Source organism: Paraburkholderia phenazinium (assembly GCF_900141745.1).
GTDB classification, from domain to species: Bacteria; Pseudomonadota; Gammaproteobacteria; order Burkholderiales; family Burkholderiaceae; genus Paraburkholderia; species Paraburkholderia phenazinium_B.
The window spans coordinates 984,354-996,663 of sequence record NZ_FSRM01000001.1 but is presented as its reverse complement, the minus strand read 5'-3'; the positions used below and the strand labels follow the sequence as shown (position 1 = coordinate 996,663).

Here is a 12,310-nt window from a genome sequence, read left to right as displayed (position 1 = left end):
TGCGGATACAATGACGGGTTCCCTGAAAAAGACTCGCGCAAGCCTACTTCTGCCATGAACCAGCCCGCCCCGACCGTCAGCTCAGCCCGCCGCCAGACCGCTTATACGCGCGGTACGGCGTTGCCCGCGCTTCTGCAATCGCGCATCCTCATTCTGGACGGGGCGATGGGCACGATGATCCAGCGGTACAAGCTCGACGAGGCCCGCTATCGCGGCGAGCGCTTCAAGGACTACGGGCGCGACATCAAAGGCAACAACGAACTGTTGTCGATCACGCAACCCCAGATCATCAGCGAGATCCACGAGCAGTATCTGGCGGCGGGCGCCGACATCATCGAAACCAACACGTTCGGCGCCACCACTGTCGCGCAGGCCGACTACGGGATGGAAGATCTCGCGGTCGAGATGAATCTCGAATCGGCAAAAATCGCGCGAGCGGCTTGCGATAAATACTCGACGCCGGACAAGCCACGCTTCGTTGCGGGCGCAATCGGACCGACGCCGAAGACAGCGAGCATTTCGCCTGACGTGAACGATCCGGGCGCGCGCAACGTGACCTTCGACGAACTGCGCGCGGCCTACTACGAGCAGGCCAAGGCGTTGCTCGATGGCGGCTCGGACCTGTTCCTCGTCGAAACGATCTTCGACACGCTCAACGCGAAGGCCGCGCTGTTTGCGCTCGATGAACTGTTTGAAAATACCGGCGAGCGTTTGCCGATCATGATCTCGGGCACAGTCACCGACGCGTCGGGGCGCATCCTGTCGGGGCAGACGGTCGAAGCGTTCTGGAATTCGCTGCGTCATGCGAAGCCACTCACCTTTGGTTTGAACTGCGCGCTCGGCGCCGCGTTGATGCGCCCGTATGTGGCGGAATTGGCGAAGCTGTGCGATACGTACGTGTCGTGCTATCCGAACGCGGGCTTGCCAAACCCGATGAGCGATACGGGCTTTGACGAATTGCCCGCAGATACGTCCGGGCTCCTAAAGGAATTTGCCAGCGCGGGGCTCGTGAATATTGCGGGCGGTTGCTGCGGGACGACGCCGGAGCATATTGCGGCGATTGCGAAGGCGCTAGCCGAAATCAAACCGCGCAAATGGCCCGGTCAGTACCGGGACGCGGCCTGAGCCGCGCCGCATCACCCGCCCGAAGTAGTCGACGCACGCAACCGAACCGCACACACGCCATGACCGATCACACCATGCGCCTTTCCGGCCTCGAGCCGTTCAACGTCACATCCGGGACGCTCTTCATCAACGTCGGCGAGCGCACCAACGTGACCGGCTCGAAGGCGTTCGCGCGAATGATCCTGAACGACCAGTTCGACGACGCGATCGCGGTCGCGCGTCAGCAGGTCGAAAACGGCGCGCAGATCATCGACGTCAACATGGACGAGGCCATGCTCGATTCGAAAGCGGCGATGGTCCGCTTCATGAATCTGATCGCATCGGAGCCGGACATCGCACGTGTGCCGATCATGATCGACTCGTCGAAGTGGGAAGTGATCGAAGCGGGCCTGAAGTGCGTGCAAGGCAAGGCGATCGTTAACTCGATCTCGCTCAAGGAAGGCGAGGATGCGTTCCGTCATCATGCCAACCTGATCCGCCGCTACGGCGCCGCAGCCGTCGTGATGGCCTTCGACGAAAAAGGCCAGGCCGATACATACCAGCGTAAGACCGAGATCTGCAAACGCTCGTACGACTTCCTCGTCAATGAAGTCGGCTTCCCGCCCGAAGACATCATCTTCGACCCGAACATCTTCGCTGTCGCCACAGGCATCGAAGAGCACAACAACTACGCCGTCGACTTCATCAACGCCACGCGCTGGATCAAGGAAAACCTGCCCTACGCGAAGGTCAGCGGTGGCGTCTCGAACGTGTCGTTTTCGTTCCGCGGTAACGACCCGGTGCGCGAAGCGATCCACACCGTGTTCCTCTACCACGCGATCCAGGCGGGGATGGACATGGGCATCGTCAACGCCGGCCAACTCGGCGTGTACGCAGACCTCGATCCCGAACTGCGCGAGCGTGTTGAAGACGTCGTGCTGAACCGCCGTGCAGACGGTACCGACCGTCTGCTCGAAATTGCCGACAAGTTCAAGACGGGCGCAGCGAAGAAGGAAGAGAACCTCGAGTGGCGCAACCAGCCCGTCGAGAAACGCCTGTCGCACGCGCTAGTGCATGGCATTACCAACTTCATCGTCGAAGATACCGAGGAAGTACGCGCGAAAATCGCCGCTGCAGGCGGGCGTCCGATCAACGTGATCGAAGGCCCGCTGATGGACGGCATGAACGTTGTCGGCGACCTGTTCGGTCAGGGCAAGATGTTCCTGCCGCAAGTGGTGAAGTCGGCGCGCGTGATGAAGCAGGCAGTCGCCCATCTGATCCCGTACATCGAAGAAGAAAAGAAGCTGATGGCCGAAGCCGGCGCCGACGTGCGCGCCAAGGGCAAGATCGTCATCGCCACGGTGAAGGGCGACGTGCACGACATCGGCAAGAACATTGTCTCGGTGGTACTTCAGTGCAATAACTTCGAAGTGGTCAACATGGGCGTGATGGTTCCGTGCAACGACATCCTCGCGAAAGCGAAGGTCGAAGGCGCGGACATCATCGGGCTGTCCGGTCTGATTACGCCGAGCCTCGAAGAAATGGCGTACGTCGCATCGGAAATGCAGCGCGACGACTACTTCCGCATCAAGAAGATTCCGCTGCTGATTGGCGGCGCAACGACCTCGCGCGTGCACACGGCCGTGAAGATCGCACCTCACTACGAAGGGCCGGTGGTATATGTGCCCGACGCGTCGCGCTCGGTCTCGGTGGCCTCGAGCCTGCTGTCCGACGAAGGCGCCGCAAAGTACCTGGAAGAACTGAAGACCGACTACGACCGTATCCGCGACCAGCACGCCAACCGCAAGGCGCAGCCTATGGTCACGCTGGCCGAAGCTCGCGCCAACAAGACGAAGATCGACTGGGCCAGCTACCAGCCGGTCAAGCCGAAGTTCATCGGCCGTCGCGTCTTCAAGAATTTCGACCTCAGCGAGCTGGCGAACTATATCGACTGGGCGCCGTTCTTCCAGACCTGGGATCTGGCCGGCCCATACCCTGCGATTCTGAATGACGAGATCGTCGGCGAATCGGCGCGGCGCGTGTTCTCCGACGGCAAGGCGATGCTCGCACGCCTGATCCAGGGTCGCTGGCTGCAGGCCAATGGTGTGATCGCGTTGTTGCCGGCCAATACGGTGAACGACGACGACATCGAGATCTACACGGACGAATCGCGCTCGGAAGTCGCGCTGACGTGGCGCAACCTGCGCCAGCAAAGCGTGCGGCCAGTGGTGGACGGCGTGATGCGGCCGAACCGGGCGCTCGCCGACTTCATTGCGCCAAAGGATTCGGGCGTCGCCGACTACATCGGCATGTTCGCGGTGACGGCGGGACTCGGCGTCGACGTGAAGGAAAAGCAGTTCGAAAAGGATCACGACGACTACAGCGCAATCATGCTGAAGGCGCTCGCCGACCGCTTCGCAGAAGCCTTCGCCGAAGCGATGCACGCCCGCGTGCGCCGCGACCTGTGGGGCTACGCGACGAACGAAACGCTCTCCAACGACGAGCTGATCGGTGAAAAGTATCGCGGCATCCGTCCCGCGCCCGGTTACCCGGCCTGCCCGGATCACCTCGTGAAACGCGACATGTTCGAGGTGCTCCATGCGAGCGAAATCGGCATGAGCGTCACGGAATCGCTCGCCATGTTGCCGGCAGCGAGCGTCTCGGGCTTTTATCTGGCGCATCCGGAAAGCACCTATTTTTCGGTCGGAAAGATTGCCGCGGATCAGGTGGAAGACTTCGCGAAACGGATGGCCTTGTCGAAGCAGGACGCGGAACGGGCCTTGGCCCCGCTGCTGTAAGGTCGCGGCATAGCACCGCCAAAAATCGCCCCACTATATCCAGAACGTAAGGCTGAATATTTCAGGCAGGCAGATTTTCGGCTTTGTAGACTGCAAGCGCTTTACCTGCCAGACGCGGCCATAAAACGCGTCGGCTCAACTACTTGCAACCGACACGGAGAATCTCGCATGAAAAAGCTGACGTTGATTTTGGCTGGTCTTTCGCTTGCAGTCGGCACTTCCGTAGCCTTCGCGCAGACAGCCGCTCCGGGTGGCAGCAGTGCGGTCAGCTCGTACTCGCCGCCTACCCAGAAGCACGTCAAAAAGCCGAAGAAGCAGAAGATGAAGAAGGGTGCCTCGTCCGCAGCACCCGCACCGGCCGCCAGCCAATAAGCCGCGCCGGCCCGAAAGGCTGGACAGTCGCGCGCCCGCAGCCCGTCGCTGTCACGCTCGTTGTTGTTGCAGCGAGACGGATAGCTGGCTTATGCGGTTGCATAAAACACAAGAGCCCGCTTGAAGCGGGCTCTTGTGTTTGGATGTGTCGATTACGCGGGGCAAGGTCCGGCCCAGGCGCCGACCTCGGAGCTATCGCGCAGGAGCCGCGCGGCAACGCCGCAGCAGCGCGCTGACGCCCGTCAAACGCCCCAGACGATATCGGCGTTTTCCTTTTGCGCGGCGCGAAGCATGTCGAGGAACGGATAGGCCCGTTGCGCCAGACCGACCGGAATCTCGTGGTGCTCGTGGCCCTCTTCGCCTTCGTGAAAGTGGCCCTCGTGCTCGGCACGTTCCTGCTTGTCGGAACTGATGGCCGATTCCAGTTTGGTGATTGCTTCGCCCAGTTCATCGTGCATGATGACCCCTCGCTCACCAAGACGTTTGCCGACAATGCCAACAAGGTATTGCGCCAGATTTTCCAGCATCATCACGTCCGGAGCGGCGCGGCATTTGAAAGTAATCAGCATGACAGTTCCCTTTTTCATTTGTTTGATTTACGCGCCGATGGCCGTGGGACGACCGTCAGCGTGCGTTTCGTTGGCGGGCCGGCGAGCGCCGGCGGCCACGGCCCTGTGTTGGGCATCTCATTGGACATATTAGCACCTGCTAAAATCCGTCCTGACGCAAAAGCGCGCCGCTCCGTGCCGGACCATGGTTCGCGCGGCCGATCGGCCGTGGTCTGCCCCCGCCTCGCGCGCTGCTCCCGTTTCACCGCACTGCCTCACTGGACTCGCAACAAGCATGCTGCCCGCACAGAAACAAACGCTCGAACTACTCCTCGCCGACACCGTGAAGCAGGTCGCCGAAGCGACCCAAGGCACGGCCGAAGCCGCCTTCGTCGCCCCCACCATCACGCTGGAACGCCCGAAGGTCGCCGCTCACGGCGATGTCGCCTGCAACGTCGCGATGCAGCTCGCCAAGCCGCTGCGCGCGAATCCGCGCCAGCTCGCGCAGCAGATCGTCGATGCAGTGCTCACCCATCCGCAAGCGCAAGGTCTCGTGGAAGCCGCAGAAGTGGCCGGCCCCGGCTTCATCAACCTGCGCCTTTCGCCCGCGGCCAAACAGGCAGTGATCGCCGCCGTATTCGCGGAACATGAAGCGTTCGGCCGCTCGCAGCGCGATGCCGGCAAGCGTGTGCTGATCGAATTCGTCTCGGCCAACCCAACTGGCCCGCTGCACGTCGGTCATGGCCGCCAGGCGGCGCTGGGCGATGCGCTCGCTAACGTGCTCGCTTCGCAGGGCTACGGCGTGCATCGCGAGTTCTACTACAACGATGCGGGCGTGCAGATCCATACGCTGGCCGTCTCCACCCAGGCGCGTGCGCGCGGCCTGAAGCCGGGCGATGCCGGCTGGCCGGAGTCGGCCTATAACGGCGACTACATCGCCGATATTGCGCACGACTACATGAACGGTGAAACGGTCGCCGCGAAAGACGTCGAGCCGGTCAAGGGCGAAGGCGACGTGGACAACCTGGAGGCCATCCGCCGCTTTGCGGTAGCCTACCTGCGCCACGAGCAGGACATGGACCTGCAGGCCTTCGGCGTGAAATTCGACCAGTACTATCTCGAATCGTCGCTGTATGCGGAAGGCCGCGTCGAGAAAACGGTGAAGGCGCTGATCGCCGCCGGCAAGACCTACGAGCAGGAAGGCGCGCTGTGGCTGCGCACGACCGACGACGGCGACGACAAAGACCGCGTCATGCGCAAGACCGACGGCACCTATACCTACTTCGTGCCGGACGTCGCATATCACGTAGCCAAGTGGGAACGCGGCTTCACCAAGGTCATCAACGTGCAGGGCTCGGACCATCACGGCACGATCGCTCGCGTGCGCGCCGGTCTGCAGGGTCTCGGCATCGGCATTCCGAAGGGCTATCCCGACTACATCCTGCACAAGATGGTCACGGTGATGCGCGATGGCGAGGAAGTGAAGATTTCGAAGCGCGCGGGCAGCTATGTGACGGTGCGCGACCTGATCGAATGGTCGGGCGGCGCAACGCCGGGCTCGGAAACCTCGCCGGATCTGCTCGACGAAGCAACGATTCGCCGTGGCCGCGACGCCGTGCGGTTCTTCCTGATCTCGCGCAAAGCCGACACGGAATTTGTGTTCGATATCGACCTGGCGCTCAAGCAAAACGACGAAAATCCGGTGCACTACGTGCAATACGCGCACGCCCGGATATGCTCGGTCATCAGCGAGTGGAAGACGCGCTACAACGCCGACGAGGCCATTCTGCCGTCGGTGGACGTATCGTTGCTGACCAGCGAGCGCGCCATGGCATTGCTGCAAAAACTCGCGGAATTCCCCGACATGCTGCAACACGCCGCCGACGAACTCGCGCCGCACGCGGTCGCCTTCTATCTGCGCGACCTCGCGGGCGAATTCCACTCGTTCTACAATGACAAGGCTGAACGCGTCCTCGTCGACGACGAAGCGGCGCGTAACGCCCGCGTTGCATTGCTCGCCGCCACGCGCCAGGTGCTGGCAAACGGCCTTGCGACGATCGGCGTCTCTGCTCCCGAAAAGATGTAAGTCCTCCGGCACGACATGCACTCGGCCGTCGTTATAATCGACGACCGTTCCAGGATTCTTTTTGCAGGTGATTTAGACGATGGCAAAACCACGCCGCACAACAAAGCAGTCGAAACAAACCGGGGGCACATTTCTCGGCATCGTACTGGGCCTGATTGTCGGCCTGGCAATCGCGGTAGTGGTGGCGCTATATATCACCCGGGCGCCTACGCCATTCGTCGCCAAGGTTGCCCCGCCTGCGGCTTCCGACACCAGCGCGAGCGATGCGCAATACGATCCGAACCGTCCGCTGCAAGGCAAAACGCCAGGCCAGCCGGTGCCGCAGGCTAACCAGCCGGCGCCGCCGAACACCGCGCCGGGCCAGACCAATGGCGTGAATCCGCCGGGCGGCATGTTGCAGGAACCGCAAATCGTCGAAGTGCCGCCGGCCAGCAGCCCGGCAGCGAACAACGGCGTCGCGGTTGCGCCGCAGCCCGCACAGGATCAGGCCGCCTCCGGTACCGTGAAGAAACCTCAGCAGGCCACTAGCGCTCCGCCCAGCACGGCGGCCGCGCCGGCCTCGAACGCAGCCGATGCGAACAGCGGCTATTTCCTGCAGGTTGGCGCGTACAAGACGTCGGCGGATGCGGAGCAGCAGCGTGCCCGCCTCGCCTTCCAGGGCTTCGAATCGAAGGTCACGCAGCGCGATGCCGGCGGAGTCACGTACTACCGCGTGCGCATTGGACCGTTCTCGAAGTTCGAGGACATGAATTCGGCCCGCCAGCGTCTGTCCGACGCCGGAGTCGATACCGCCGTGATCCGCTTTACCAAGCAGTAATGTTCCGTCATGCGCCGCCGCTGAACCTCAGCGTGCGGCGCGAGTCTCAAGCACCTTAGAGGCCTGCCGCCAAAACCTCATAACGGAGCGGCCTGGACGGTCACCGCACCGCCGTCGCATCGTTACTCCGCCTAATTGGGTCAACAAGACATGAAAAAACTGCTGAGCATTCTCTTTCTCTCTATCGGCCTCGTCAGTGCGGCCGTAGAGGCGTCTCCTGGTGCTCCGGTCGCCGGTAAGGACTACACCGTGCTGCCGCAGGCGCAGCCGGTGGACGTGCCGGCCGGCAAGATCGAAGTCACCGAATTCTTCTGGTACGGCTGCCCGCACTGCAACGAATTCAACCCGTACCTCGAAACGTGGATCAAGAAGCAAGGCCCCGACGTCGTGTTCAAACGTGTGCCGGTGGCCTTCCGCGACGACTTCATCCCCCATTCGAAGATGTACCACGCGCTCGACGCGCTAGGTCTTGCAGAAAAGCTCACGCCGGTGGTCTTCAACGAAATCCACGTCAACAAGGACTATCTGCTGACGCCGGAAGACCAGCAGAAATTCCTTGCCAAGAACGGCGTGGATCCGAAGAAGTACATGGACGCGTACAACTCGTTCTCGACGCAAAGCGAGATCCAGCGCGACAAGAAGATGCTGGACGACTACAAGATCGACGGTGTGCCGACGCTGGCCGTACAGGGCAAGTATGAAACCGGCCCGGCTGCGACCAACAGCCTGCCGGGCACGCTCCAGGTCCTCGATTATCTCGTCGCACAGGTCCGCGCAAAGAAGATGTAAAGCCTGAGGCGCCGGTATGAGTACGACTCTCAAGGTTTTTATCACCGGCGCTTCCAGTGGCATCGGCCTCGCGCTCGCCGCCGAATACGCGCGGCGCGGCGCGATTCTCGGGCTGGTTGCCCGTCGCGGTGACGCCCTCGCCAGCTTCCAGCAGTCCCATCCGGATCATCCCATCTCGATTTACCCCGCCGACGTGCGCGACGCCGATGCGCTCGCGGCCGCCGCTGCGCAGTTCATCGCGCAGTACGGCTGCCCCGACATCGTGATCGCCAATGCCGGCGTCAGCCGCGGCGCGCTCACCGGACATGGCGACCTGCGCGCGTTCCGCGAGGTCATGGACGTCAACTACTTCGGCATGGTCGCCACCTTCGAGCCGTTCGCGGCCGCCATGATGGCGGCAGGCAAGGGCTCGCTGGTCGGCGTGGCGAGTGTGGCCGGCGTGCGCGGCTTGCCCGGTTCGGGCGCTTATAGCGCCTCCAAGGCCGCCGCGTTCAGGTATCTCGAGGCGCTGCGCGTCGAGATGCGGCCCAAGGGCGTCAACGTGGTCACGATCGCTCCCGGCTACATCCGCACGCCGATGACCGCGCACAATCCGTATCGCATGCCGTTTCTGATGGACGCCGACCGCTTTGCCGCGAAGGTCGCCAACGCAGTTGCGCGTAACACGCGCTTCGCGATTTTCCCGTGGCAGATGCGCGTCGTGGCCATGCTGTTGCACGTGCTGCCACGCTGGATCTACGACCGCGCCTTCGAACGGGCCCCGCGCAAGCCGCGCGCCGCCGAATAGGGTAGGCAGGCCGTGAGCGCGAAAGTGTTCAAAGCCGCGGCGCTGCGTCCATATGGATATGCCGATTCGGTTGTTGTCGGCACAACCACCGTTCGATAAGCTTGCGCGCTGGCGGTTTCGCGCAGGCACGACCTGCGCCAGCGCCGGAAACGTATCACAATGAAGTCGGTGGTCCGCGCAGGCCGCGTGCCCGGCCGCGCTTGTTATGGGAGATCCTATGCGCATTAAATTGCCCGTCGCCGTAATCGCCGCTCTACTCGTCACGGCGCCCGCGCTCGCGCTGGCCAAACCGCTGACCGTCTGCACCGAAGCGAGCCCCGACGGTTTCGATGTCGTCCAGTTCAATTCGCTGGTGACCACCAATGCGTCAGCCGACGTGATTTTCAACTCGCTGGTCGCCTACGACGAAGCCGCGAAGAAGGTAGTGCCCGCGCTGGCGCAGAGCTGGGACGTGAGCGCCGATGGCCTCACCTATACGTTCCATCTGCGCCCCAACGTGCAGTTCCAGACCACTGACTACTTCAAGCCCACCCATGCGCTGAATGCCGACGACGTCGTGTTCACCTTCAGCCGCATGCTCGACGACAGCAACCCCTGGCACAAGGTGACGGGGGCGAGCGGTTTCCCGCACGCGCAATCGATGGGGCTGCCGAAGCTGATCAAATCGGTCGCGAAGGTCGACGACAACACGGTGAAGTTCGAGCTGAACCAGCCGGACGCCACGTTCGTCTCGATCCTGACGATGGGCTTCGCCTCGATCTACTCCGCCGAATACGCCGATCAGTTGTTGAAGGCGGGCAAGCAGGTCGACCTGAATGCCAAACCGATTGGCACCGGGCCGTTCGTGCTGAAGAGCTACACGAAGGACGCCGTGATTCGCTATGACGTGAATCCGACGTACTGGGGTCCCAAGCCGAAGGTCGACCGTCTGATCTACGCGATCACGCCGGACGCTACGGTGCGGGCGCAGAAGGTCAAGACCGGCGAATGCCAGATCGCGCTCTCGCCGAAGCCGCAGGACGTGGCTGACGCGAAGACCGACAAGTCGCTCGCGATCGTGCAGACGCCCGCGTTCATGACGGCGTTCGTCGCGCTGAATACGGACAAGAAGCCGCTCGACAACCAGAAGGTTCGCGCCGCGCTGAACATGGCGTTCGACCGCACGACGTATCTGAAGACCGTGTTCGACAACACGGCGACGCCGGCTGTGAATCCGTATCCGCCGAACACCTGGAGCTACAACAAATCAGTCAAGGCGTGGCCGTACGACCCGGTGAAGGCGAAGAACCTCCTCGCCGAGGCAGGCTTTCCGAACGGCTTCTCGACCACCATCTGGGTGCGGCCGACGGGCAGCGTGCTCAATCCGAATCCGAAGGCCGGCGCCGAACTGCTGCAGGCCGACTTCGCGAAGATCGGCGTGAAAGCGGACGTCAAGGTGATCGAGTGGGGCGAGTTGATCAAGGAAGCCAAGCAGGGCCAGCACGACACGCTGTTTATGGGTTGGGCCGGCGACAACGGCGACCCGGACAACTTCCTGTCGCCGCTGTTTAGCTGCAACGCGGTGAAGTCGGGCATCAACTTCGCGCGCTTTTGCGACGCCGATCTCGACAAGCTGATCGCCGATGCGAAGGCCACGCCGGATCAGGCCAAACGCGCGAAGGCATATGAAGCTGCGCAGCAGCTCATCCACGATCAGGCGCTGTGGATTCCGCTTGGGTATCCGACGGCTGCGGCTATCACACGGACCGATGTGAGCGGGTATCACGTGAGTCCGTTTGGGCGGCAAAACTTTACGACAGTGGTCGTGCAGTAAGGCTGCTGCGCCGAGCCGAAAAGCTGCCAGCACAAACAACAAGGCCCGGTTGCGTTGCACCGGGCCTTTCTCTTTTCGTGGACCAGACCAGCAAAGAGTCTAGAGCGGCGAGAACCGGATCACGCCGTCCGCGTCGTGCGTGCGCTTCAACTCGCCCGCAAGCCACAGCAGATGCAAATGCGCGAGCGCCTCGCCCATGGCGAACGTCATCTGATGGATATCGAGCTGCCGCTTGAACATCAACGGCACGATATCCGCGGCGCTTTGCGGCCTCTGCGCGCAGGCCTCGCGCACTTCGGCGAGCCGGGCATCGTGATGTTCGCGCAGTTGCCTGATACGGGTTCGCACGCCGCGAAACGGCTTGCCGTGCGACGGCAGCACGAGCGTATCCTCAGCCATCGTCTCGTAGCGGCCGAGCGATTCCAGATATAGCGCGAGCGGCGTACCTTCCGGCTCCATGTCGAACACCGAAACGTTGGTAGAGATACGCGGCAATACCATGTCACCCGAAATCAGCACGCCGTCCGCTTCGTTATGCAGCGCGCAGTGTTCCGGCGAGTGACCAAAGCCGGTCACGACGCGCCACGTCTTGCCGCCAATATCGATACCCTGTCCTTCACGCACGCGCCGATACTGGCCCGGTATCGCCGGAACGAGGTTCGAGTAGTAGCTCGTGCGATTGCGCAGTTTGTCGAGTGAGGCCTCGTCGGTGAGCCCATGCAGTGCGAAGTGGCGCGCTGCGCCGGCGCCACCCGCGTTCGAGCCGTCGCCTGACGCCATCACGCGCGCCTGCATGTATTCGCCAAGCGTCATCCACAGACGCACGTCCCAGCGCTGCTTGTCGCCGCCCTTACAGATCCAGTGCGCAAGACCGATGTGATCCGGATGGCAATGCGTGACGATCACACGCAGCACCGGCAGGCCTTCGAGCACCGTGTCGAACACCTGCTCCCAGTTTGCCTTGATCGTGTCCGAGGTGATGCCGCAATCGATCACCGTCCAGCCCTTCTGACCATCGATCTCATCGCGCAGCAACCACAGGTTGATGTGGTCCAGCGCAAACGGCAGCGGCATACGCAGCCAGAACACGCCAGGCGTCACTTCGAATGCGTGGCCGGCGTCCGGCAAGGTGTCGTTGAACGGGTAGTCGAGCTGGTGTTCGAGAGCATTCATTGTGGGGGTCTATTTCCATCGGT

At 62.4% G+C, this 12,310-nt stretch carries 10 protein-coding genes; 8 read left to right on the top strand and 2 right to left on the bottom strand.

Features of this window, described 5'->3' with window-relative positions:
- Positions 1 to 54: 54 nt before the first annotated feature.
- From BUS06_RS04660 to BUS06_RS04650, 3 genes are all read left to right on the top strand, one after another.
- Positions 55 to 1,125 (top strand): homocysteine S-methyltransferase family protein, encoded by a 1,071-nt coding sequence (locus tag BUS06_RS04660; RefSeq protein WP_074263199.1) that lies wholly within the window; start codon positions 55 to 57, stop codon positions 1,123 to 1,125.
- Entirely contained in the window at positions 1,122 to 3,902 is a 2,781-nt protein-coding gene (gene metH / locus BUS06_RS04655; RefSeq protein WP_438803534.1) for a methionine synthase, read from the top strand. Before BUS06_RS04660 ends, metH begins: the two co-directional genes overlap by 4 nt.
- Positions 3,903 to 4,070: 168 nt before the next feature.
- On the top strand, positions 4,071 to 4,274 hold the full coding sequence (locus BUS06_RS04650; protein WP_074263197.1) for an acid-shock protein: 204 nt from the start codon (positions 4,071 to 4,073) through the stop codon (positions 4,272 to 4,274).
- 242 nt (positions 4,275 to 4,516) lie between these two features.
- Here BUS06_RS04650 and BUS06_RS04645 read toward each other — a convergent pair whose 3' ends face one another.
- Positions 4,517 to 4,843 carry a DUF1840 domain-containing protein gene (locus BUS06_RS04645; protein WP_074263196.1) on the bottom strand — a complete coding sequence of 109 codons (327 nt, stop codon included), beginning with the start codon at positions 4,841 to 4,843 and terminating at the stop codon, positions 4,517 to 4,519.
- A 274-nt stretch (positions 4,844 to 5,117) separates the two neighbouring features.
- Between BUS06_RS04645 and argS the strand changes: the two genes are divergently transcribed.
- The 5 genes from argS (at position 5,118) to BUS06_RS04620 (ending at position 11,114) form a co-directional block, all read left to right on the top strand.
- On the top strand, positions 5,118 to 6,908 hold the full coding sequence (argS, locus tag BUS06_RS04640) for an arginine--tRNA ligase (RefSeq protein WP_074263195.1): 1,791 nt from the start codon (positions 5,118 to 5,120) through the stop codon (positions 6,906 to 6,908).
- 79 nt (positions 6,909 to 6,987) lie between these two features.
- Complete coding sequence (locus BUS06_RS04635) at positions 6,988 to 7,725, top strand: SPOR domain-containing protein (protein WP_074263194.1); 738 nt, start codon at positions 6,988 to 6,990, stop codon at positions 7,723 to 7,725.
- Between the two features lie 150 nt (positions 7,726 to 7,875).
- Positions 7,876 to 8,514, top strand: coding sequence for a thiol:disulfide interchange protein DsbA/DsbL (locus BUS06_RS04630; RefSeq protein ID WP_074263193.1), 639 nt, complete (start codon positions 7,876 to 7,878; stop codon positions 8,512 to 8,514).
- Positions 8,515 to 8,530: 16 nt separating this feature from the next.
- Positions 8,531 to 9,301 (top strand): SDR family oxidoreductase, encoded by a 771-nt coding sequence (locus tag BUS06_RS04625; protein ID WP_074263192.1) that lies wholly within the window; start codon positions 8,531 to 8,533, stop codon positions 9,299 to 9,301.
- Positions 9,302 to 9,518: 217 nt separating this feature from the next.
- Positions 9,519 to 11,114 (top strand): ABC transporter substrate-binding protein, encoded by a 1,596-nt coding sequence (locus BUS06_RS04620; RefSeq protein ID WP_074263191.1) that lies wholly within the window; start codon positions 9,519 to 9,521, stop codon positions 11,112 to 11,114.
- A gap of 99 nt (positions 11,115 to 11,213) precedes the next feature.
- Here the strand turns inward: BUS06_RS04620 and BUS06_RS04615 are convergent, their stop codons facing one another.
- Positions 11,214 to 12,287: an MBL fold metallo-hydrolase gene (locus BUS06_RS04615; protein WP_074263190.1), complete on the bottom strand. Its 1,074-nt coding sequence runs from the start codon at positions 12,285 to 12,287 to the stop codon at positions 11,214 to 11,216.
- Between the last annotated feature and the right edge of the window lie 23 nt (positions 12,288 to 12,310).